18 protein-coding genes, 1 tRNA gene and 1 pseudogene are annotated in these 23,400 nt (G+C 67.2%); 8 read left to right on the forward strand and 12 right to left on the reverse strand.

The window, feature by feature from the left end:
• Positions 1-62: 62 nt before the first annotated feature.
• Positions 63-149, reverse strand: a tRNA-Leu gene (locus tag I71_RS04755).
• A complete protein-coding gene (locus I71_RS34790) occupies positions 106-1,755 on the reverse strand; it encodes a phospholipase D-like domain-containing protein (RefSeq protein WP_307188957.1) in 1,650 nt (549 codons plus the stop codon). The genes I71_RS04755 and I71_RS34790 overlap by 44 nt, the downstream gene beginning before the upstream one ends.
• Here I71_RS34790 and I71_RS39480 point away from each other — a divergent pair.
• A complete protein-coding gene (locus tag I71_RS39480) occupies positions 1,742-1,945 on the forward strand; it encodes a hypothetical protein (protein WP_244433637.1) in 204 nt (67 codons plus the stop codon). The two genes, I71_RS34790 and I71_RS39480, sit on opposite strands and share 14 nt — an antisense overlap.
• A 35-nt stretch (positions 1,946-1,980) precedes the next feature.
• Here I71_RS39480 and I71_RS04775 read toward each other — a convergent pair whose 3' ends face one another.
• From I71_RS04775 to I71_RS04805, 8 genes and pseudogenes are all read right to left on the reverse strand, one after another.
• A complete protein-coding gene (locus I71_RS04775; RefSeq protein ID WP_083896972.1) occupies positions 1,981-3,015 on the reverse strand; it encodes an aldose epimerase family protein in 1,035 nt (344 codons plus the stop codon).
• Entirely contained in the window at positions 3,012-3,998 is a 987-nt protein-coding gene (gene yjfF / locus I71_RS04780; RefSeq protein ID WP_042691407.1) for a galactofuranose ABC transporter, permease protein YjfF, read from the reverse strand. The genes I71_RS04775 and yjfF overlap by 4 nt, the downstream gene beginning before the upstream one ends.
• Positions 3,995-4,531 (reverse strand): hypothetical protein, encoded by a 537-nt coding sequence (locus I71_RS40500; RefSeq protein WP_280109852.1) that lies wholly within the window; start codon positions 4,529-4,531, stop codon positions 3,995-3,997. Before I71_RS40500 ends, yjfF begins: the two co-directional genes overlap by 4 nt.
• A 115-nt stretch (positions 4,532-4,646) precedes the next feature.
• Positions 4,647-5,036, reverse strand: a pseudogene (locus I71_RS40810) (ABC transporter permease); the annotation flags it as partial.
• Positions 5,033-6,592 carry a galactofuranose ABC transporter, ATP-binding protein YtfR gene (ytfR, locus tag I71_RS04790; RefSeq protein WP_042691410.1) on the reverse strand — a complete coding sequence of 520 codons (1,560 nt, stop codon included), beginning with the start codon at positions 6,590-6,592 and terminating at the stop codon, positions 5,033-5,035. The gene ytfR and the pseudogene I71_RS40810, both read right to left, overlap by 4 nt.
• Before the next feature lie 169 nt (positions 6,593-6,761).
• On the reverse strand, positions 6,762-7,739 hold the full coding sequence (gene ytfQ / locus I71_RS04795; protein ID WP_042691413.1) for a galactofuranose ABC transporter, galactofuranose-binding protein YtfQ: 978 nt from the start codon (positions 7,737-7,739) through the stop codon (positions 6,762-6,764).
• Between the two features lie 408 nt (positions 7,740-8,147).
• Positions 8,148-9,305, reverse strand: coding sequence for a porin (locus tag I71_RS04800; protein WP_042691418.1), 1,158 nt, complete (start codon positions 9,303-9,305; stop codon positions 8,148-8,150).
• A 212-nt stretch (positions 9,306-9,517) separates the two neighbouring features.
• Complete coding sequence (locus I71_RS04805; protein WP_042691421.1) at positions 9,518-11,098, reverse strand: aldehyde dehydrogenase (NADP(+)); 1,581 nt, start codon at positions 11,096-11,098, stop codon at positions 9,518-9,520.
• A 261-nt stretch (positions 11,099-11,359) separates the two neighbouring features.
• Between I71_RS04805 and I71_RS04810 the strand changes: the two genes are divergently transcribed.
• The 6 genes from I71_RS04810 (at position 11,360) to garD (ending at position 18,891) form a co-directional block, all read left to right on the forward strand.
• Positions 11,360-12,091, forward strand: coding sequence for a FadR/GntR family transcriptional regulator (locus I71_RS04810; RefSeq protein WP_042691534.1), 732 nt, complete (start codon positions 11,360-11,362; stop codon positions 12,089-12,091).
• 267 nt (positions 12,092-12,358) lie between these two features.
• Positions 12,359-13,270 carry a 5-dehydro-4-deoxyglucarate dehydratase gene (gene kdgD, locus I71_RS04815; RefSeq protein WP_042691423.1) on the forward strand — a complete coding sequence of 304 codons (912 nt, stop codon included), beginning with the start codon at positions 12,359-12,361 and terminating at the stop codon, positions 13,268-13,270.
• Between the two features lie 161 nt (positions 13,271-13,431).
• The gene (locus I71_RS04820) at positions 13,432-14,817 is read left to right on the forward strand and encodes an MFS transporter (protein WP_083896974.1); all 1,386 of its coding nucleotides are present in this window, start codon (positions 13,432-13,434) and stop codon (positions 14,815-14,817) included.
• 37 nt (positions 14,818-14,854) lie between these two features.
• Positions 14,855-15,943 carry a mannonate dehydratase gene (locus I71_RS04825; protein WP_042691426.1) on the forward strand — a complete coding sequence of 363 codons (1,089 nt, stop codon included), beginning with the start codon at positions 14,855-14,857 and terminating at the stop codon, positions 15,941-15,943.
• A 39-nt stretch (positions 15,944-15,982) separates the two neighbouring features.
• Entirely contained in the window at positions 15,983-17,320 is a 1,338-nt protein-coding gene (gene gudD / locus I71_RS04830; RefSeq protein ID WP_042691430.1) for a glucarate dehydratase, read from the forward strand.
• Positions 17,321-17,367: 47 nt separating this feature from the next.
• Positions 17,368-18,891, forward strand: coding sequence for a galactarate dehydratase (garD, locus tag I71_RS04835; protein ID WP_042691433.1), 1,524 nt, complete (start codon positions 17,368-17,370; stop codon positions 18,889-18,891).
• Between the two features lie 73 nt (positions 18,892-18,964).
• Here the strand turns inward: garD and I71_RS04840 are convergent, their stop codons facing one another.
• Both I71_RS04840 and I71_RS04845 read right to left on the reverse strand, forming a co-directional pair.
• Positions 18,965-20,659, reverse strand: a complete 1,695-nt coding sequence (locus tag I71_RS04840; RefSeq protein ID WP_042691540.1) for a methyl-accepting chemotaxis protein — start codon at positions 20,657-20,659, stop codon at positions 18,965-18,967.
• 132 nt (positions 20,660-20,791) lie between these two features.
• A complete protein-coding gene (locus I71_RS04845) occupies positions 20,792-21,724 on the reverse strand; it encodes a LysR family transcriptional regulator (protein WP_042691438.1) in 933 nt (310 codons plus the stop codon).
• A 309-nt stretch (positions 21,725-22,033) separates the two neighbouring features.
• On the opposite strand from I71_RS04845, the gene I71_RS04850 reads away from it, so the two are divergent.
• The gene (locus I71_RS04850) at positions 22,034-23,368 is read left to right on the forward strand and encodes a CitMHS family transporter (protein WP_042691442.1); all 1,335 of its coding nucleotides are present in this window, start codon (positions 22,034-22,036) and stop codon (positions 23,366-23,368) included.
• Positions 23,369-23,400 lie beyond the last annotated feature (32 nt).

The following is a 23,400-nucleotide window of genomic DNA, read 5'->3' on the forward strand; positions in this document are numbered from 1 at the left end:
CGCTCTCCGCTGAGCTATGGCCCCACTATACTTCTGCACCTCTACACCAACACTTGGAGTGTTGGTGCGCTTGGAGGGACTCGAACCCCCACGGCCTTTCAGCCACTAGGACCTGAACCTAGCGCGTCTACCAATTCCGCCACAAGCGCTTTCCCCGCACCGCGTTGGGCGCCGCGGGGAGCGCTTATGTAGCGGGATGGATCGCGGCCCGCAAGCAGAGAATTCACTCACCGTGCATTTTTTTCTATGCCCGTTCCGGCGGGCCAGAAGCACCAATCCGACCCCCACAGCCGCCGCCGCGGCCACCCCGGCGCCGACGCGCCATGCCGTCCGGTTCACGTCGCCGAACAGCGTCGCCCCGCGCAGGATGGTGGCCGCCATCGGCTCCGGACGGTCGGGGTCGAGCAGGCGCTCCTCCACCAGCTTGCGTTCCGTCTCGGTCAGCGGCTGCGGCTCCAGCGGGCGGAGCGAGCGGCCGGCCGGGCGGATCAGCCGGTCGATCGTGGCGATCAGCGACCCGGTCGCCTCCTCCGTGCGCTTCACCTCCTCGACGAAGACGCCGAGATGCTCCGCCATCAGGCGGGTGCGGACGGAGCGGATGGAACGGCAGACCTCCGGCCGTTCGCCCGGCGCGCACTCGATGGCGAGGTCGCATTCGGTGTCGAGCCCCTGGGACCGGTTGTTGATGTTGGACGACCCCACCCGCAGCAGCCGGTCGTCGACCACCAGCACCTTGGCGTGGACATAGATGCCCTCGCCGCCCTCGGTCACCGGCGCCAGGATGCGGAAGCGCGGGTTGGCGACGGACTCGTGCAGGCGCTGGAGCAGCAGCGAGCGGGCGCTGCCCATCGACTCCTCCTCGATCCAGGCCGGCGTGCGTTCCGGATTGATCACCACCACCTCGGGCCCGTCGGGCTCCGACAGCCGGCCGATGATGGCGCCGACGATCTTCTGCGAGGCGAAATACTGGCTTTCCAGATAGATGAAATCACGCGCGGCGGCGATGGCGGCCAGATACAGCGCCTCGATCTCGCGCACGCCGCTCTTGCCGGTCTTCGGCGTTCCTTCGTGATCCGCCGCCCCATCATGTGCCAGGGGATCGGTGCGGGCGATGGCGACGGGGAGGTCGCGGAAGTCGGGTTCCAGATCCTTGGGCCAGAAGGCCGGGACAGGCGGCGGCGGGGTCAGCCTCTCGCCGGTCGCCCGGTGCCAGCGCTCCCTCGCCAGTTCGCCCAACGCCCGCGCCGCCGCCCCGTCGACCGCGGTCGTCACGTCATGGAAGGGGCCATAAACCTCGCCGTCCGGCCGGACGCGGCGGGGATCGCCGTCGCGGTGGTCGGGGGTGTCCCAACGGTCGGTGGTCATGTCGATGCCGCCGCAGAAGGCCAGCGCATCGTCGATGATGGCGATCTTCTGGTGATGGCAGGCGCCGGGCGGATGGGCCGAATCCAGGCGGAAGCGCAGGCGCCGGCTGCTGATCCAGTCAAGCAGGACCAGCGGCGTCCCGCCGCGGAACGGCATCTTGAGGACCGACAGATCCCATTTCAGCACATTGATGGTCAGCTCCGGCCGAACCCGGACGATCCAGCTCAGGAAATCGCCCAGCTCGTTCGGAACGCCCGGCATCGGATCGTCGGGTTCGAGCTTGATCCGCGTGTCGAAATCCCAGCCGATCAGCATCACCGTGTGGCGGGCATTCAGGATCGCCGCCTTGATCCGGGCGAAATAGGCGGCGGCGTCGATGATGACCGCCATCCGGTCGGCCTTCTCCAACCGCCAGCAGGTCCGGCCGGGCACCAGGATCGGATCGGCCGGGGTCTGGCTGGGCTGGCAATTGAGGCTTGGGCGGGCGGCGTCAGGCATCGCGGCCATGTCGACCATTCCTTCCGGCGTCGTGGGCGTCATCGCAGGGGCGGCAGCGGGACCGCTGCCGTGCCTTCGATGAACCCCGCGGGCCGGTGGGCGGTTCCGCTCCCCGACTCAGCTCGTCCGGAATCGCAGCTGCATGCGGTGGCGGTAGGTCTCGCCGGGATCGAGCCGCGCCGACGGGAAATGCCCGATGTTCGGGCTGTTGGGGAAGCGCTGACTCTCCAGCGCCAGACCGCCAAAGCGGCAGTAGGGCTGCCCACCCTTTCCGACAACCTTCTCGTTGAGATAGCCGCCGGTGTAGACCTGCAAACCGGGCTGGTCTGTCGCCAATTCCATCCGCCGGCCCGATGCCGGATGCTCCAGCGCCGCCACAGGGCGCAGTTCCCCCGCCGGCCCCTCCAGGCACCAGTTGTGGTCGAAGCCGAAGCCGCCGACGGCGTCCAGCGCCTCGCCCAGCACCACCCCGCTGCGAAGGTCGAAGGGCGAGCCATCCACCGGCCGCACTTCCCCCGTCGGGATCAGGTCGGCGCCGACCGGCGTGGTGAAGCCGCCGCGCACCGTCAGCCAGTGGTCGCGCAGGTCGCCCGATGCATGCCCGGCAAGGTTCCAATAGCTGTGATGGACGATGTTGACGATGGTCGGCCGGTCGGTCGTCGCCGTCATGGTGATGTCCAGCACCCCGTCCTCGCTCAACCGGTAGCGCGTCGTCGCCGTCAGCGTCCCAGGATAGCCCTGGTCGCCGTCGGGCGAGACCAGCGTGAAGGTGACGGCATTCTCCGCCTCTTCCACCTGTGCACCCCAAACCCGCCGGTCGAAGCCGTCCGGCCCGCCATGCAGCTGGTTCGGCGGCTCGTTGACCGCCAACCCATGGCGCACCCCGTCCAGCGTGAAGGCCGCCCCGCCGATGCGGTTGCCGTAGCGGCCGCAGGTGGCGCCGAAATAGGCGTCGCTCGCCAGATAATCGGCCACACGGTCGAAACCCAGAACCATGTCGGCGACGGTTCCGTCACGGCCCGGCACCAGCATCCGCACCAACCGGGCGCCATGGGCGATCACCGTCGCCTCCAACCCGCCGGCAGAGAGGGTGAAGCCCTCCACCGGACGGCCCTCAACGGTGTCGAACAGAAACCTCTCGATGGGCATCATGCCTCCGCCGGTTCGCCGCCGCGGCCGGCCCAGACCGTCAGCAGACCCTTCTGCAACAGGATGAAGACGAACAGCAGCACGCCGATGGCGATCTTGGTCCACCAGCTGCTGAGCGTGCCGTCGAAGGTGATGTAGGTCTGGATCAGCCCCTGGATCAGCACGCCGACGAAGGTGCCGACGACGTAGCCGTAGCCGCCGGTCAGCTGGGTGCCGCCGATCACCACCGCGGTGATGGTGTCCAGCTCCACGCCCGTCGCCGCCAGCGAATAGCCGGCCCCAGTGTAGAGCGAGAAGACGATCCCCGCCAGACCGGCCAGCAGCCCCGACAGCCCATAGACCGCCACCGTCGTCCGCGCCACCGGCACGCCCATCAGCTCGGCCGACTGGCGGTTGCCGCCCAGCGCATAGAGGTTGGCGCCGAAGCGCGTCCAGTGCGCCAGCACCAGGGCGGCCAGCACCACCGCCAGCATCAGCAGCGCCGGCAGGCTCAGCTTCAGTCCGAAATCGAACCGCAGCGCCATGTCGTTCAGCTCGCCATAGAGCGGGTGGTTGATCGGGATCGAATCGGTGGTCAGGACGAAGCCGAGCCCGCGGGCGATGAACATGCCGGCCAACGTGACGATGAAGGGCGGCATCTGGAAGACATGGATCACCCCGCCCATCGCCGCCCCGAAGCCACCGGCGGCGATCAGCGCCACGACGAAGGCGGGAATGGGATGCCAGCCGCCCTGCTCGATCAGCACCGCCAGCAGCACGGTGGTGAAGCCGATCACCGCCCCCACCGACAGGTCGATGCCGCCGGACAGGATGACGAAGGTCATGCCGACCGCGGTGATGCCGAGAAAGGCGTTGTCGGTCAAAAGGTTGGCCACCACCCGCCAGGAGGCGAAGTTGGGGAACTGCGCCGCACAGATCAGGAAGCCCACCACCAGCACCGCGGTGGTGACGATCAGCGGCAGAAAGCGCTGGAGTGCTCCGGTCATGGTTTCGCCCCTCCGCTGGTCGGCGCCACCGGCGGCTTGACCGTTCCGATCGGCCGGGCGGCTTTCGGCCGCGGCAGGAACAGGGTCAGCGTCGGCGATTGCAGCAGCAGGACGACCAGCAGAACGCCCGCCTTGACGATCAGGTTGAATTCCGGCTTGAAGCCGCTCAGCAGGATGCCGGTGTTCATCGCCTGGATGATCAGCGCGCCCACCACCGACAGCACCAGCCCGAAGCGCCCGCCGAGCAGCGAGGTGCCGCCGACCACCACCGCCAGGATGGCGTCCAGCTCCAGCCACAGCCCGGCATTGTTGGCGTCGGCGCCGCGGATGTCGGCGGTGACGATCAGCCCGGCCACCGCCGCGCACAGCCCGCACCAGACATAGACGGCGACCAGAACCACCGGCGTGTTGACGCCGGCCCCGGCACTCGACAGCCGGTTGACGCCGACCGCCTCGATCATCAGCCCCAGCGCGGTCGCCCGCACCAGCAGTGCCGTCACCGCCAGCACGACGACGGTGAGGACCACCGGCATCGGCACGGTCAGGAAGGATCCGCTGCCGATGAAGGCAGCGCCGGGCTGGTGAGGTGACGATCTGCCCTTCGGTCACCAGCTGGGCGATGCCGCGGCCGGCGACCATCAGGATCAGGGTGGCGATGATCGGCTGGATGCGCAGAACCGCCACCAGCAGCCCGTTCCACAGCCCGCACAGCAGCCCGGCGGCAAGCGACGCCGCCAGCACCGCCGGCAGGCTCCAGCCCGCCCCGGTCATGGTGGCGGCGATGGCGCCGGAGATCGCCATGACGGCGCCGACCGACAGGTCGACGCCGCGGGTGGCGATGACCATGGTCATGCCGATGGCGAGCAGCGCCACCGGGGCGCCGCGGTTCAGCACGTCGATCAGGCTGCCGAACAAGCGGCCGTCCTGCAGACGGATGGCGAAGAAATCGGGAAACAGCAGCCAGTTGGCCAGCAGGACGGCGATCAGTGCGCCATATTGCGGCAGGTTGCGCGACGGGCCGGGGGCGGACAGCGTCATTGCCGCACCTCCGCGCCCGATCCGGCGGCAACAGGCGTCTCCGACGCGATGGCGGCGACGATGCGCTCCACGCTGACCTCCCCTCCCCTCAGTTCCGCCACATGGCGGCGGTCGCGCAGCACGACGACGCGGCGGCTGTAGGCGACGATCTCCTCCAGCTCCGACGACACAACCAGCAGCGCCATGCCGTCGGCGCACAGCCGCTCGATCAGGCGGATGATCTCGGCATGCGCCCCGACGTCGATGCCGCGCGTCGGCTCGTCGAGGATCAGCAACCGCGGCTCGGTCGCCAACCAGCGTGCCAACAGCGCCTTCTGCTGGTTGCCGCCCGACAGCAGCTGGATCGGTCGTTCGGCGTCCGGCGTGCGGATGTCGAGCAGGCGGATGAAGCGGTCGGCGATCTCCTCCTGGCGGCGGCGCGGAATCGGCTTCAGCCAGCCCTGCCGCGCCTGGAGGGCCAGGATGATGTTCTCGCGCACCGACAGCTCGCCGACGATGCCCTCCTTCTTGCGGTCCTCCGGACAGAAGCCGAAGCCGAGCTGCACGGCGTCGCGCGGCCCCTTCAGCCGCACCGTCTGGCCGTCCACCGTCGCCTCGCCCCGGTCGGCGCGGTCCATGCCGAAGACCAGCCGCACCGTCTCCGTGCGACCGGAGCCAAGCAGTCCCGCCAGCGCCACCACCTCGCCGGGGCGGATGTCGAGGTCGAAGGGTTCGACGCTGCGCGCCTTGCCGAATCCCTTGAAGCTGGCCAGCGGCGGGCGGCTGTCCACCTCCGCCGGGCCAAGATCGATGCGATGGGCCGCCGCTTCCAGCTCCCGTCCCAGCATCATGGCGACGAGGTCGAGGCGCGGCAGGTCGGCCGTGCGCCGCTCGCCGACCAGCCGGCCGTTGCGCAGCACGGTGATGCTGTCGCAGACCTCATAAACCTGATCGAGGAAATGGGTGACGAAGACGATGCCGATCCCGCGCGACCGCAGGGTCCGCATCACCTTGAACAGCACCGCCACCTCCTGCGCGTCCAGGCTGGCGGTCGGCTCGTCGAGGATCAGCACCTTGGCCGACATGTCGACCGCGCGGGCGATGGCGATGATCTGCTGCGTGGCTACCGAGAAGCGCCCGAGCGGCGCGGTCACATCGATGGACAGGCCGTAGGGTTGCAGCACTGCCCGCGCCCGCCGCCGCATGGCGCCGCGATCGACCAGCCCCCAGCGCATCGGCTGGCGGCCCAGGAACAGGTTTTCCGCCACCGACAGGTTGGGCAGCAGGTTGACCTCCTGATAGACGGTGCCGATGTGCAGGCGCTGCGCCTCCTCCACCCCGCGCGGCGCGATCTCCCGCCCCTCCAGCGCGACGGTGCCGCTGTCGCGCTGATAGACGCCGGTCAAGGTCTTGATGAGGGTCGACTTGCCAGCGCCATTCTCGCCCAGCAGGGCATGGATCTCGCCATGGCGCAGGGTGAAATCGACACCGTCGAGCGCCTGGACGCCGAGAAACGCCTTCGACAGCCCGCGGATCGCCAGCAGCGGAGCGGAAGGGGGAGCGGTGGATGCCGTCATGGCGGACCTCGCCGGATGCGCAACGAAACATGTGGAGAATCCCCTCTCCCCCCCGGGGAGAGGGTTAGGGTGAGGGGGAAGCATTGCAGGATTTTCACTAAGGTCCCGCGACGCATCCCCCTCACCCCGACCCTCTCCCCGGGGGGGGAGAGGGGGATTTCAGCCTCAATCAGTAGGCGTCCTTGCGGCGCTCATACTCGGCCTTGGCGGTGTCGGGCGTGAACAGCGCCGACTCCGTCTGGATCCACTTCGGCGGCGCCTTGCCATCCTTCTTGAAGGCGATCAGCGCGTCATAGGCCGGGCCGGCCATGTTCGGCGTCAGCTCCACCGTGGCGTTCGCCTCGCCTTCCGCCATCGCCTTGAAGATGTCCGGCACGCCGTCGATGGAGACGACCAGGATGTCCTTGCCCGGCTTCAGGCCGGCTTCCTTGATCGCCTGGATGGCGCCGACGGCCATGTCGTCGTTGTGGGCGTAGACGGCGCAGATGCCCTTGCCGCCATTCTCGGCCTTGATGAAGCTCTCCATCACCTCCTTGCCCTTGGCGCGGGTGAAGTCGCCGGACTGGGTGCGGATGATCTTCATCCCCGGATTCTTGGCGACGATCTCGTCGAAGCCCTTCTTGCGGTTGATGGCGGGCGACGAGCCGACGGTGCCCTGCAGCTCGACCACGGCGCATTTGCCGCCGGTCTGCTTGGCCAGCCACTCGCCGGCCACCCGGCCCTCATGCACCGTGTCGGAGGTCACGGCGGTCATGTAGAGGCTGGGGTCCTTGGTCTCGATCTGACGGTCCAGCAGCACCACCGGGATCTTCGCCTCCTTGGCTTCCTTCAGCACCGAATCCCAGCCGGTCGCCACCACCGGCGCGATGAAGATCGCATCGACGCCCTGGGCGACGAAGGAGCGCACCGCCTTGATCTGGTTCTCCTGCTTCTGCTGGGCATCGGAGATCTTCAGGTCGATGCCGCGCTTGTCGGCCTCCGCCTTGGCCGTCTTGGTCTCGGCCGCACGCCAGCCCGATTCCGAACCGATCTGCGAGAAGCCCACCACCAGCTTCTTGTCGGCGGCCTGGACGCCGCCCAGCCCGCCGAAGCCGATCATCAGCGCCGCAGCGGCGGTGGCGGCGGAGATCACCCATTTCCTGGACATCCGATTTACTCCCTGACGTATTATTGCGGTGCTTGTTGGATGGAGGCAGGCGACGGGACGGGGTGCTGTAAGATCGTGATCGCAGCCCGGTCCGAAATTGTTCGTCATGCCTACTTTAAGTACGTAGAACCATAACTGTCCAATACGATTCTCGACCGATGCGATGCCGAAAAGGATATATCCGGCCGGAAATCGGCCCGCGGATCAGGTCGAAAAAACGGCCGGGCAGCAATGCCGCCCGGCCGTGAGGTGACCCCGCTCCAGCCTGGACCGGGGCCGACGCACCCGAGGGAGAGCGCGCCGGGACGCAACCGCCATGGTGGGATGGAGAGGAACACCACGGACGGCGCGAAGACTGGAAGAATAAGGCCAGGACGTCGGTCGGCCTTGGATCCGAGCGCGTGGCTCTTAGAAGGCCAGGTCGGTGCGGATGATGAAGATGTCGCCCTTGTCGCTGTTGGCGGCGACGTCGGAGCTGAGCTTGAAGTGGTTGTATTCCGGCGCGAGGCTGAAGCCGGGAGCGACGACATACTTGGCGCCGACGGTGATCAACTCGAACTTGCTGCGGCCGCGGACCGTCAAGTCGCCGGCGTCCTTGGCGTTCAGGTAGCCCACGCCCAGCGTCGTGGCGCCGAAGGTGTATTGCGCACCGGCGGTCCAAACATCCTGCTTCTCGCGGCTGACGATGCCGGGGGTGCTGGACTTGGCATAGCCGCTGTCGCCCGACCAGGCATAGCTGCCGCCGATCTTGAAGCCGGCATAGGCCAGGGTCAGGCCGGCATGGGTGGAGGACAGGTCGTCGAAGCTCGCCGCCGGGGTGGTGGTGGAGTTCTTGGCCTGGCCGCCGAGATAGAACAGGCTGCCGTTGACCGCGACGCCGCCCAGCGTGTTGGTGTAGGTGCCGCCGACTTCATAGACGTCGCGGTAGGCACCGGTGCGGTTGGCCGAGGCCAGCGCCAGCTTGGAGCGGTTGACGTCGGTGTTGCTGCTGTCCGACGACGGCTGGTAGGAGGCGCCGAGCTTGAAGCCGGCGATTTCCGGCGTCCAGTAGGTGGCGCGGGTGGCGCTGTTGCCGGAGATCAGGGCACGGATGTTGCCGATGGTGACCGGCGCGTTGGCCGCGCTGTTGCCGAGCCAGGACGGGAAGGAGCCGTCGACGCCGCCGGTGCCCCAGTCCGACGGGGCGATGATGCCGCTGTCGTCGGACGGACCGTTCTCGACGCCCAGATGCAGGACACCGAAGCCGCCATTGACGAAGATGAAGGCGCGGTCGTTGGTGACGGTGCGGACGTTGCCGGTGCCGTTCTCGGCCAGCAGGCGGACACGGGCGCCATATTCCAGACCGTTGTCGGCCTTGGCCTTTGGCGTCACCAGCAGGCGCAGGCGGTTGCGGAACTCGGTGTTGCGCTGACCGGAATCGCGGTCCTGGTTGACATAACCGCCCTCGAAATAGGCGTCGCCGCCCAGCATGATGTCGAATTTCGATTGGGCGGAAGCCGGGCCGGCCACCATGACGGAGGCGAGCGAAAGGGTGGCTGCGCCAAGCAGCAGAGCTGATCTCACCATCTGCGTTTCCTCTAAATGCGGTTTGTTCTTGCTTCGATGCACTGGGTGGGAGCGATGCCTCGGCGATGCGCGGACGCACGCCGTGCCCGGCCGCCAAACCCGGCTTGCGGCCGGGTCCGGCGGTGTACCCTGCGTCAGCGCCCCCTCTGACGCAGCCGTTGCGGGTTGGTGTCGCCGGTCAGTGCCGGCCGCTGGTTCCCTCGAACCGGCGGTTACTTTTGTCCAAGAGTGCCATCGACCCGGCGCCACAGCCCGAGCGGGTTGCCGTCGCGCAAGCTCTCCGGCAGCAGGTCGGCAGGGATGTCCTGATAGCAGACCGGGCGGAGGAAGCGGCGGATCGCCAGCGTGCCGACCGAGGTGCTGCGCGGGTCCGAGGTCGCCGGGAACGGGCCGCCATGCACCATCGCGTGGCAGACCTCCACCCCCGTGGGCCAGCCGTTCGCCAGGATGCGGCCGGCCTTGCGCTCCAGCGTCGGGATCAGTCCGGCCACCCCGGCCTTGTCCTCGCCATCCATCTGCAGGGTCGCCGTCAGCTGCCCTTCCAGCTTTTCCGCCACCGCCGTCATCGCCGCCACGTCGGGGCAGCGGATCAGCAGCGAGGCGGCGCCGAACACCTCCTCCTGCAACGCCGGATCGGCCAGGAAGGCCTCCGCCGTCGTGGTGAAGAAAGCCGCCTGCGCCTGGTTCGGCCCGCTGCAGGCCAGACCGCGCGCCAGCGTCTCAACCTCGCCGCTGCCGGCCAGCTTGGCGACGCCAGAATCATAGGCGGCATGGATGCCCGGCGTCAGCATGGTCGAGGCCACGCTGCCGCCCACCGCCTCCACCGCCGCGGCGACGAAGCGGTCGAGGTCCGGCCCCTCCACCGCCAGCAGGATGCCGGGGTTGGTGCAGAACTGCCCGGCGCCCATGGTCAGCGACGCCACGAACGCCTTGCCCAGCGCCTCGGCGCGCGAGGCCAGCGCCGCCGGCATCAGGAAGACCGGGTTGATGCTGCTCATCTCGGCATAGACCGGGATCGGCTCCGGCCGCCCGGACGCCACCTCCATCAGCGCCAGCCCGCCGCGGCGCGAGCCGGTGAAGCCCACCGCCTTGATGCGCGGATCGGCGACCAGCGCCGTGCCGATCTCGTTGCCGGTGCCGAACAGCAGCGAGAACACCCCCTCGGGAAGGCCACAGGAAGCCACCGCCGCCTGGATGGCGCGGCCGACCAGCTCCGAGGTGCCGGGATGGGCACCGTGGCCCTTCACCACCACCGGGCAGCCGGCGGCGAAGGCCGAGGCGGTGTCGCCGCCGGCCACCGAGAAGGCCAGCGGGAAGTTCGACGCGCCGAACACCGCGACCGGCCCCAGCGCGATGTGGCGCTGGCGGATGTCGGCACGCGGCAGCGGCGTACGGGCAGGCAGGGCCGGGTCGATGCGGGCCTCGATCCAGCTGCCCTCGCGCACCACCTGGGCGAACAGGCGCAGCTGGCCGACGGTGCGGCCGCGCTCGCCCTCCAGCCGGGCGCGCGGCAGGCCGCTCTCGGCCATGGCGCGGGCGATCAGGTCGTCGCCGATGTCGAGGATGTTCTGGGCGACCGTCTCCAGGAAGGCGGCACGCTGCTCCAGCCCGGTCTCGCGGAAGGCGTCGAAGGCGGCCCAGGCGAGCGCGCAGGCGCGCTCGACCTCAGGGGCACCGCCGCCGCCGAAGACGGGTTCCAGCGCTTCGCCGCTGGCGGGGTCGAAGGCGCGGAACTCGCCCTGGCTGCCGCGATGCGCCGTGGCGCCGATCAGCATCTCGCCGGTGATGGTCATGTAATGTGTCTCCTTGCAGGGCGGGCGCGCGGGGGAGGAGCGCCCGCCGACAACAGCGGCCGGATATTTGTTTGAGAGGCGATCTATCACGCCATCAGTCATCATACAAGTGGGCTGCGATAAGCACGTCCATCCACGCCATCCTTCGCCAGCCACCTCCGCTTGCTTGTCTATTGTCGTATAGGTTTTGCGGGTGTTAACTCTGAACATGGAGTGGTGACGGGCGGTCCGTCCCGGAGCCGGGTTTGAGTGAGGATGGTGATGACAGCGCGCAGGCGCCGGGATCCGCTGGCGAAGCAACTGGTGGATGCCCTGGCCGAACGGATTTCCGGCGGGCAATACAAGAGTGGCGACCGGCTGCCGAGCGAACAAGACCTGATCGATGAATTCGGTGTCAGCCGCACTGTGGTGCGCGAGGCGATCGCCAATCTGAAGGCGGTCGGCATGGTCTCCACCCGGCAGGGGTTGGGGGCCTTCGTCCTGCGCGACGCAGCGATCTTGCCCTTCCGCATCGAGGAATCGACGTTGGAGGCGGTGAACGAGGCGATTTCGGTGCTGGAAGTCCGCATCAGCCTGGAATCGGAGGCTGCCTACCTCGCCGCCATCCGCCGCGACGACAGCCAGTTGGCCCGCATGCGCGAGGCTCTGGACACCATGACGGCGGCGGTGGAGGCGGGAGAAGATGCCATCGACGCCGATCTGGCCTTTCACAGCGCCATCGCCGCGGCGACCGGAAACAAGCACTTTCTGGCTCTGTTCTCCTATCTGGGATCGCTGCTGATCCCGCGTGCCCGCGTGCGTTACGGCCATCTCGAAGGAGATTCCCGCCGCCAGTATCTCCGCCGGATCAACGACGAGCACCAGACCCTCTATGCCGCCATCGAGCGTCAGGATCCGGAAGGCGCCCGCGCCGCCATCCGCCTGCATCTGAACGGCAGTCGCGACCGGCTGCGCGCTGGCGGCGACTTCAAGGCGACTGCCGCGACCGGCTGACCGCTTCCTTCCAATCCGGCCCTGCGCTGCAAAGGGACGCCGCCGCAATGCCGGCCGCGTCCCTTTGCTTTGCCGTTCCTGCATTCGCTGCTTCCATATTGATGGAGAAGCGGATTGCCACTTATCGCATCAAATCACTTGTATGATGACTGATATGATGGTACTCGTCCTGTTATCGGACGCCGCCGGTGTCGAACGGACCGCTGCAAGACCGGCCGGTACCCGCGCCCCAAGCCACCATTACCGTTTTCCAAGGATGCCCCCCCGATGGAACCGCAAGCCCTGAAGGCCGTCGTCAGCGAAGGTCTCCTGTCGTTCCCGCTGACCGATTTCACCGCCGACGGCACCTTCGAGCCGGGCGGCTACGCCCGCCGCCTGGAATGGCTGAAGCCCTATGGCGCGTCGGCGCTGTTCGCCGCCGGCGGCACCGGCGAGCTGTTTTCCCTGACCCCCGACGAGCACAAGAGCATCGTGTCGCTGGCCGTCGAGGTCTGCGGCAAGGATGTGCCGATCATCGCCGGCGTCGGTTATTCCACCCGCATCGCCATCGAGATGGCGCAGGCTGCCGAGAAGGCCGGGGCCGCCGGCATCCTGGTGTTGCCGCACTATCTGACCGAAGCGGATCAGGAGGGCGTCGCCGCCCATGTCGAGGCGATCTGCAAGTCGGTCGGCATCGGCGTCATCATCTACAACCGCGCCACCTGCAAGCTGAGCGCCGACCGTCTGGCGACGCTGGCGGAGCGTTGCCCCAACCTGATCGGCTTCAAGGACGGGTTGGGCGACATCGAGCTGATGACGACCATCCGCCGCAGGATGGGCGACCGCTTCAGCTATCTGGGTGGCCTGCCGACCGCCGAGGTCTACGCCGCCGCCTATCGCGCCATCGGCGTGCCGGTCTATTCGTCGGCGGTCTTCAATTTCATTCCGCGCACGGCGATGGAGTTCTACCGCGCCGTCGCATCCGGCGACACCGCGACCACCGACCGGCTGCTCGACCAGTTCTTCCTGCCCTATCTGGCGATCCGCAACCGCAAGGCCGGCTATGCGGTCAGCATCGTCAAGGCGGGTGCCGCCGTCGTCGGCCGTCCCGCCGGTCCGGTGCGTGCGCCGCTGGTCGACTGCACCCCCGCCGAGGTCGAGGACCTGCGCGCCCTGATCGAGGCGCTGGGGCCGCAGTAACCCCTTAACCCACGGCAACGACCCATCGCCGGACGGGCAGGCGCCGGGCTTCAGTTCCCGACGCCGGACACAAGGTGCAGCCAGCAAGCCGGATCCGTCAAGCGGGTCCGGGAACGGACTGCCGCGCCTGCCCGCCCTCATGCCTTGAGGGAGGAAATCTCATGACAATCGAGAGCACCGCAGCCAACACCGAGCGCGCGTCCTATTCCAATACTGCCGCCGCGGCCCAGCCTGCCGCCAAACAGACCAGGGTCCGCTACCTCATCCTGGCGATGCTGTTCCTGGTCACGGTCATCAATTACGCCGACCGGGCGACCCTGTCGATCACCGGGCCGGTAATCTCGAAGGAACTGGGGATCAGCGCTGCCGAGATGGGCTTCATCTTCTCCGCCTTCGGCTGGGCCTATGTGCTGGGGCAGCTGCCGGGCGGCTGGCTGCTCGACCGCTACGGGTCGAAGATCGTCTATGGGCTGAGCATCTTCACCTGGTCGGTCTTCACCCTGATGCAGGGGTCCATCGGTTTCTTCGCCGGCGGGGCCGCGGTCATGATGCTGTTCGCCCTGCGCTTCGCCGTCGGCTTCGCCGAGGCGCCGTCCTTCCCCGGCAACAGCCGCGTTGTCGCGGCCTGGTTCCCCGGACAGGAGCGCGCCACCGCGTCGGCCATCTTCAATTCCGCCCAGTATTTTGCCACGGTGATCTTCGCGCCGCTGATGGGCTGGCTGACCCACTCCTTCGGCTGGCACTGGGTGTTCGGCGTCATGGGCGGCCTCGGCATCGTCACGGCCGGCGTCTGGATGAAGACGGTCTACGCCCCCAAGGACCATCCGGGCATCAATCAGGCCGAACTGGACCACATCGCGGCCGGCGGTGGTCTGATCAACATGGATGACGGCCAAAAGGCGGCGGCTTCCGCGCAAGGCGGGGCGAAGTGGGATTACATCCGCCAGCTCTTCGCCAGCCGCATGATGGTCGGCATCTTCCTCGGCCAGTTCTGCATCAACGCCATCACCTATTTCTTCATCACCTGGTTCCCGGTCTATCTGGTCCAGGCCCGCGGCATGTCGATCCTGAATGCCGGCTTCATCGCCTCCATCCCGGCGATCTGCGGCTTCGTCGGCGGTATCCTCGGCGGTGTGATGTCTGACGCCATGCTGCGCCGGGGCTACTCCCTGACCGCGGCGCGCAAGACGCCCATCGTGCTGGGCATGCTGATGTCGATGGCGATGATCGCCTGCAACTACACCGATCTGCAGTGGGTTGTCGTCTCGCTGATGGCGCTGGCCTTCTTCGGCAAGGGCATCGGTGCGCTGGGCTGGGCCGTCATGTCGGACTGCGCGCCGAAGGAGATCACCGGCCTCAGCGGCGGCGTGTTCAACATGTGCGGCAACCTGTCGTCGATCTCGACGCCGATCGTCATCGGCTACATCATCCAAAGCTCCGGTTCCTTCAACGGCGCCCTGGTCTTCGTCGGCGCCAACGCCCTGATCGCGGCGGTCAGCTACCTCGTCATCGTCGGCGAGATCAAGCGGATGGAACTGAAGAAGTAAATTCCAGCGTCGAACGGTCTGGCAAAGGGTCTTCCCAATGTATATCGGCGAACAGCTCATCAATCCCACCGACAAGCGCCTGCGCCTGTCCGCCCAGCTCGGCGCCAGGGGCATCGTCATCGACAGCCGGCCGAACGCGCCGGTGATGGCCAACGACGATGTCGCGGCCGGCCTGTGGGACGGCCGCAAGGTCGCCGCCCAGCGCAAATGGGTGGAGAGCCATGGCCTGACGCTGGACTGTCTGGCGCTTGATGTCGGCTCCATCCTGCTCGACAGCCTGCGGGCGCCGGAGAAGGCGGCGGCGACGGCGGAGCGGCTGCGTCACAACATCCGAGCCGCGGCGGACGGCGGCGTCGATACGGTGAAATACACCGTCGCTATGGTCGGCATCACCCGCACCGGGGTGGTCGAAGGCCGGGGCGGCATGAAGTGCAGCATTTTCCGCGCCGACGAGTACAAGGCGGAGAATGACGCCCGCTTCTCCTACTGGGGTACCGTCCTGCCGGAGGACGACACCGGCACCAAGCCCTCCCCGCTGGCATCGCGCGGTGCGCCGGAGACCTGCGGTCAGGTGATGGCGAACGAGGCCGGCGGCATCAGTGAGGCCGATGGCTGGCGCGCCATCGAATATCTGGTGGAGGCCATCCTGCCGACTGCCGAGAAAGCCGGCGTGAAACTGGCTTGCCATCCGCACGATCCGGCCTATCCGCCGGGCGGGCTGAACGGTGTGCACCATGTGCTGGGCTCGCTCGACGGGTTGCGCCGCTTCGTCGCCCTGGCACCGGAGAGCAAGTCGCTCGGCTTCAATTTCTGCCAGGGCACCATCGCCGAAATGTCGCGCAACCCGACCGAAACGGTGCTGGAGGCGATCCGCGAGTTCGGTCCGCAGAACCGCATCTTCATGGTCCATTTCCGCAACATCAAGGGTGGCTATCTCGACTTCCGCGAGGCGATGCCGGACGAGGGTTCGGTCGATATGGCGGCCTGCATCCGCGCCTACCGCGAGGTCGGATACCAGGGCATCCTCTGCCCCGATCATGTGCCCTTCTCCGACCTCGATCCCGATCGCGAGCGCTTCTTCGCCTTCGCGCTCGGCTACACCCAGGCGCTGCTGCAAGCCGCCTGATACGCTTTCCCCGCATTCCCGCTGTCGAGACCCCGCATCATGGCCATTCAGATGTCCTCGCCCAAAGTCACCGAACTGCTGGTCGTGCCGGTCGCCGGCCAGGACAGCATGCTGCTGAATCTGTCGGGCGCCCATGCCCCTTACTTCACCCGCAACGTGGTGATCCTGAAGGACAGCGCCGGCCACACCGGCGTCGGCGAGGTTCCCGGCGGCGAGAAGATCCGTCAGACTCTGGAGGACGCCCGCGCCCTGGTCGTCGGCCAGCCGGTCGGCGCCTTCAACAACATCCTGAATGCGGCCCGCCGCGCCTTCGCCGACCGCGATTCCGGCGGTCGTGGCTTGCAGACCTTCGACCTGCGCATCGCCATCCATGCGGTGACGGCACTGGAGGCGGCGCTGCTCGACCTGCTCGGCCAGTTCCTGGAGGTGCCGGTGGCGGCCCTGCTGGGCGAGGGGCAGCAGCGCGACGCGGTGGAGATGCTGGGCTACCTGTTTTATGTCGGCGACCGCAAGAAGACCGATCTGGCCTACCGTAGCGAAGCGGATGCCAAGCACGACTGGTTCCGCCTGCGCAACGAGGTGGCGTTGACCCCCGACGCGGTGGTGCGGCTGGCCGAGGCCGCCCATGACCGCTACGGTTTCAACGACTTCAAGCTGAAGGGCGGCGTGCTGCGCGGCGAGGAGGAGATCGAGGCGGTGACGGCGCTGGCCCGCCGCTTCCCCCAGGCCCGCGTCACGCTCGATCCGAATGGTGCCTGGTCGCTGGAGGAGGCGATCCGGCTGTGCAAGGGGAAAGGCGATGTTCTGGCCTATGCCGAGGATCCCTGCGGCGCCGAGCAGGGCTATTCCGGGCGCGAGGTGATGGCTGAGTTTCGCCGCGCCACCGGTCTGCCGACCGCCACCAACATGATCGCAACCGACTGGCGCCAGATGGGCCATGCCATCCAGCTTCAGTCGGTCGACATCCCGCTGGCCGATCCCCATTTCTGGACCATGCAGGGCAGCGTCCGCGTCGCCCAGATGTGCCACGAGTGGGGGCTGACCTGGGGCTCGCACTCCAACAACCACTTCGACATCTCGCTGGCGATGTTCACCCATGTCGCCGCCGCCGCTCCCGGCCGCATCACCGCCATCGACACCCACTGGATCTGGCAGGACGGCCAGCGCCTGACCAGGGAGCCGTTCCGGATCGAGGGCGGACTGGTCGCCGTGCCGAAGAAGCCCGGGTTGGGGGTCGAGATCGACATGGACGAATTGGCGAAGGCGCACGACCTCTACAAGCGCCATGGTCTGGGCGCCCGCGACGACGCCACGGCGATGCAGTATCTGATCCCCGGTTGGACGTTCGACAACAAGCGGCCGTGTCTGGTGCGGTGAAGCCGCTTTGCAACGCCTCCAACCCGACCAAACAGTCAGGGCAAGCCATGACCCAGAAGCCTCTCTACATCCTGGTCCATCCAGAGGACAACGTCGCGATCGTGGTGAATTCCGGCGGGTTGCCGCCAGGGGCAGAGTTCGAGTGCGGGCTGGTCCTGACCGACTTTGTGCCGCAGGGCCATAAGGTGGCGCTCGCCGATCTGGAGGAAGGGGCGTCGATTGTCCGCTACGGTCAGGTGATCGGTACTGCCGCCCGCCCGATCCGCCGTGGCGCCTGGATCGAGGAATCGCTGGTCCGCCTGCCCGATCCGCCGGAACTCGACACGCTGCCGCTCGCCACCGCCGTTCCGCCCGACGCTCCGGTTCTGGATGGCTATACGTTCGAGGGCTACCGCAATCCCGACGGGACGGTCGGCACCAAGAATGTGCTGGGCATCAGCATCAGCGTGCAATGCGTCGCCGGGGTGATGGATTTCGCCATCGAGCGCATCAAGAAGGAACTGCTGCCGAAATACCCCAACGTCGATGACGTGGTGGCCCTTAACCACACATATGGCTGCGGGGTGGCGATCAACGCGCCGGGGGCGGCGGTACCGATCCGCACCCTGCAGAACCTCGCCCGCAACCCCAACCTGGGCGGGGCGGTGATGGTGGTCGGACTAGGCTGCGAGAAGCTCCAACCGGAACGGCTGCTGCCGGCCGGGGGCGAGCCGAGCATCGTCACCTTGCAGGACGAACGTCATCAGGGCTTCGGCGACATGGTCGCTTCCATCCTGGAGATGGCCGACCGCCGGCTGGTGCAACTGAACGAGCGGCGGCGCGAGACCTGCCCGGCATCCGACCTCGTCGTCGGGCTGCAATGCGGCGGCAGCGACGCCTTTTCCGGGGTGACCGCCAATCCGGCGGTCGGCTATGCCGCCGACCTGCTGGTGCGGGCAGGGGCGACGGTCATGTTCTCCGAAGTGACGGAGGTGCGCGACGCCATCCATCTGCTCACCCCGCGCGCCATCGACGAGGAGACCGGCCGCGCGCTGATCCGTGAAATGCGCTGGTACGACGATTATCTCCAGGTCGGTTCGGCCGACCGCAGTGCCAACCCCACCCCCGGCAACAAGAAGGGCGGCCTTGCCAATGTGGTGGAGAAGGCGCTCGGCTCCATCGCCAAGTCGGGAACCAGCCCGATTGCCGGCGTGCTGTCGCCGGGCGAGCGTGCGACGCGCAAGGGGCTGCTCTATGCCGCCACCCCGGCCAGCGACTTCATCTGCGGCACGCTGCAACTTGCCTCGGGCTGCAACATCGAGGTGTTCACCACCGGCCGCGGCACGCCCTATGGACTTGCCATGGCACCGGTGATCAAGGTGGCGACGCGGACGGAATTGGCGTCGCGCTGGCATGACCTGATCGACGTCGACGCCGGCCGCATCGCCACCGGCGAAGCCAGCATCGAAGATGTGGGCTGGGAGCTGTTCCGCCTAATCCTGGAGGTGGCGAGCGGCCGCAGGCAGACCTGGGCCGATCACTGGGGGCTGCGGAACGCGCTGACCCTGTTCAACCCGGCGCCAGTGACCTGACTTGACCTGACTTTACCTGTCCAGCGGCCGGGGGCGGGGACGCGGCGTCCGCGATGCGTCCCCGGATGGCCGTTCAGCCGGCCCGCACCTGCGTCAGGAAGCGGGCGACCTCTTCGCGCAGGCTGTCGGTCTGCACGGACAGCTGCCGCACATTTTCCAGCACCTCATAGGCGACCTTGCCGCTCTTGCCGGCGGCGAGGTTCACGCCGCCGATGCTGGACGACACCTCATGGCTGCCCTGGGCGGCCTGCTGGATGTTGCGGCTGATCTCGCGGGTCGCCGCACCCTGCTGTTCGACCGCCGACGCGATGGAGGTGGCCACATCGTTGACCCGGCCGATGACCTGCGCCACCCCCTTGATCTCCTGCACCGCCTGCGTGGTCTCGCCCTGGATGCCGGCAACCTGGGCGGCGATTTCCTCCGTGGCCTTTGCGGTCTGGTTGGCCAGTGCCTTGACCTCCTGTGCCACGACAGCAAAACCCTTTCCGGCCTCTCCGGCGCGGGCGGCTTCGATGGTGGCGTTCAGCGCCAGCAGATTGGTCTGGCTGGCAATGGAGTTGATCAGGCCCACCACGGCACCGATCCGCTCCACCGCGCCGGCCAACCCTTCGACCTTGCCATTGGCCCGTTCGGCGCTTTCGACCGCTTCGCGGGCGATCTGCGCCGACTCGCCGACCTGACGACTGATCTCATTGATCGAGCTGGTCAGTTCCTCCGTCGCCGCGGCGACGGTCTGGACATTGGCCGAGGTCTGTTCGGTTGCAGAGGCGACGGCGCCGGCCAGCGTACCCGTCTGATCGGCGGCGCGCGTCATGTCCTGGGCCCGCTGTTCGATGCCGTCGGTCTCGCGGGCCACATCGTGGATCAGGTTGCCGACCGTCTGCTCGAAATGGCTTGCGAGCTGCGTCATCGCGTCGCGCTTCTCGGTCGCGGCCCGCTCCGCCTGCTCGGCCTGGCTCGCCTCCAGGCTGGCTTTCGCCTGGGCGTTCTCCTTGAAAACCTGCAGCGCCTGGGCCATGCCGCCGATCTCGTTGCGCCGCGTCGCCTCCGGGAAAGTGACGCCGAGGTCTCCGGCGGCGAGCGCGGTCATCTTGTCGCGCAGCCGGTGCAGCGAGCGCACGATGTCGCGATTGACCAGGAACGCGATCAGCACCAGCGCGGCGATCAGAGCCACCGTGGCGGTGCCAGCCCTGACGAGGAACTCGTGATAGGCGGCGTCGATGTCGTCGGTGTAGACGCCGGAACCGACGATCAGGCCCAGCGGCTGGTAGCGCTGGACATAGTTGGTCTTGAGCAGCGGCACGTCCGACCCCAGCTTCGGCCAGACATAATGGATGATGGCGCTGTCCTGCCGGCGCATCGTCTCCACGATCTCCCGGACGAAATATTTGCCGGCCTTGTCCTGGAGGCCCGTGCGGTCGGTACCGACCGCCTTGTGGTTCGAGGGGTTGGCGACGGCGATGCCGTTGAGATCGTAGGCGAACAGATAGTCGGCGCCGTCATGGTAGGACATCGCATGCACCGCGTTGCGGAAGCGTACCAACGCCTCCTCGCGGGGCAGGGTTCCCGCCTCCACCTCGGTGTTCAGCCCCTTCGCCAGACCCACCGCCAGTTCCACCGCCGAGCGGATGGTGTCGATGCGGTCGTCGACCATGCGCTGGTGGGCGAAGCTGCTGCTGATGGCGATCACGACCGCCGGGGCCAGGACGGACAAGACGACCAGTGCGGTCAGCTTCGCCCGTATCGTCAGATTTTCCAGGAGTTTCATGGGGGCCTTCATGTCGCGCGCATTCGGGGGGCGGCAACTGATATACTACAATACAAAGGGACGTCTGAAATCGGATTGGCTGATTTCGGTATGAAAATAACGCCGTCCGGTTAAAAAATTCTTCCGGTCGCGTTACCGCTTCGTGGTGTCAGCCATGCTGGAGAAGTGGGCGAGCGACGGGCCGGCGACATCGCGCAGCAGGGCGGCGAATCGCTCCGCCGCCGGCGACAGCGAACGGCCGGCCTTGCGGATGAAGCCGATTCGGCGCACCAGCCCGGCGGTATGGATCGGCTCGACCACGATGCCCTTGCAGGAGGCCGCATCGACGGCCGACTGCGGCAGGACCGAAACGCCAAGCCCGGCCCGCACCATGCCGACCGCCGTCGACATGTAGTTCGCCTCGCAGGACAGGCTGATCTCCAGCCCATCCTTTTCCAGCGCCCGCTCCACCAATGAGCGCACGCTGGTGCCGCGTGCCGTCAGGATCATGGGAAATGCAACGATGTCCTTTAGCAGCAATGGACGCCGCCCGTTCAGCGGATGGTCGGTGGGGAAGAAGGCGCACATCCGGTCGGTGAGGAAATCGGTCACTTCGACGTCGCGGTCCGGGCCAACCCGGCTGCCGATCCCGAAATCCACCTCCTCCGCCTTGACCAGCTGGATGATCCGCTCGGCGACGACGTCACTGACCCGCACATCGATGTTCGGGTGATCGGCGGCAAAACGGCGGATGGCGATCGGCAACAGGCCGGCGGCGACGGACGGCAGGGTGGCGACCGACACCGATCCGCGCCGCAGCCCGGCCAGATCGTGGCTGGCGCTCATCACCGCATCCATTTCGGCCAGCACCCGCTGCAAGGCCGGCAGCAGGTCGCGACCGGCCTGGGTCAGAACCACATGGCGCTTGTTCCGGTCGAACAGCCGCACGCCCAAGCTCTCTTCGAGCTGGCGGATCTGCACGGTCAGCGCCGGCTGCGACAGGTTGACCTCCGCCGCCGCCCTGGTGAAGCTGCCGAGCCGCGCGACGGCGACGAAGGCCTTGATATGTCTCACTCCCTGGATCATGGCCGGCCTCTTATAGAAGAATCAAATTACCGTGATACAACAAATTCATTTCTATAATCTGATTGTGGGTTCGTACAGTGTCAATCGAAGCCGCCGGTTCGGCACGGTCCGATAGAATGATAGCGCTGTGAAAAGCCCTGCTGCCGGCAGGTTTTGCAAAAGTTGAAGTTTTGTTGAAATCCGCTTGGGCGGCGTTACTCGGGGATCGCAGCCGGTCGCCCGCGGACTCCGTCATGATCCTTCGCAGGGAGCGAAGAGTTCGTGCAGCGGACGTCAAACAACAATAACAACGGTCAAAGAGGAGGTCACATGCTCGCGTTACTCGGCTTGGCCACCATCGTCGTTCTGCTGGTTGTCATCATGACCAACAGGATGTCGCCCCTGGTCGCGCTGATCGCCGTGCCGATCATCGCCGCGCTGGTGGGCGGTTTCGGTCTGGAGACCAGCAAGTTCATCATTGCCGGCATCCGGTCGCTCGCGCCGACCGCCGCCATGTTCGTCTTCGCCATCATCTTCTTCGGTGTCGTCACCGACGCCGGCATGATGGATCCGATCATCGACCGCATCCTGCGCGTTGTCGGCACCCGGCCGGCGCGCATCACGGTCGGCACCACCCTGCTGGCGCTGCTGATCCATCTCGACGGGTCGGGTGCCGTCTGCTTCCTCATCACCATTCCGGCGATGCTGCCGCTCTATGACCGGCTGGGCATGGACAAGCGCATCCTGGCGCTGTGCGTGTCGATGGCGGCCGGCGTCAATTTCCTGCCCTGGACCGGACCGATGATCCGGTCGGCCGCCGCGCTGAAGGTGCCGGTGACCGACATCTTCAACCCGCTGATCGCGGTGCAGGGCGTCGGCCTTCTGTTCATCTTCACCGTCGCCTTCCTGCTCGGCAAGCGCGAGGAGCGCCGCCTCGGCCTCGGCCTCGCCCGTGGCGCGGTTGCGGCGGGCGGGACCCCGGTCGGCTCAGCTCCGGTCGGCCCGGCTCTGCGCGTCCTGACGCCGGAGCAGATCAAAATCCGCCGTCCCAAGTTGTTCTGGGTCAATTTGATCCTGACCGCCGTCATCATGGCCGTGATGATCGAGGGCGCGGTCGATCCGGTGGTGATGTTCATGATCGGCACCGTGCTGGCGCTGATGATCAACTATCCCGACGTCAAGATGCAGAAGGACCGCGTCGACGCCCACGCCAAGGCGGCGCTGATGATGGCGAGCATCCTGCTTGCGGCCGGCGTCTTCACCGGCATCATGAGCGGCACCAAGATGCTGACGGCCATGGCCCAGTCCGCCGTCGCCTTCGTCCCGCCGGAGATGGCGCAGCATGTCCCCTTCGCGCTGGGCATCCTTTCGATGCCGCTCAGCCTGCTGTTCGATCCGGACTCCTATTATTTCGGCATGATGCCGGTGGTGGCCGAGGTCTATAAGACGCTGGGCGGCAATCCGATCCAGATCGCCCAGGCCTCCGTTCTCGGCCAGATGACGGTCGGCTTCCCGGTCAGCCCGCTCACCCCCGCCACCTTCCTCGTCGTCGGCCTGTGCGGCATCGGGCTGGGCGAGCACCAGAAATTCTCGATCCCCTACCTGTTCGCCGCCTCGGTGGTCATGACCGTCGCCGCGGCCGTCCTTGGGGTCATTCCCTTCTGACGCGGCCCAAGCATCGTTTTGAACAGGCGGCC

The organism is Azospirillum sp. B506 (assembly GCF_000333595.1).
Taxonomy (GTDB): domain Bacteria; phylum Pseudomonadota; class Alphaproteobacteria; order Azospirillales; family Azospirillaceae; genus Azospirillum.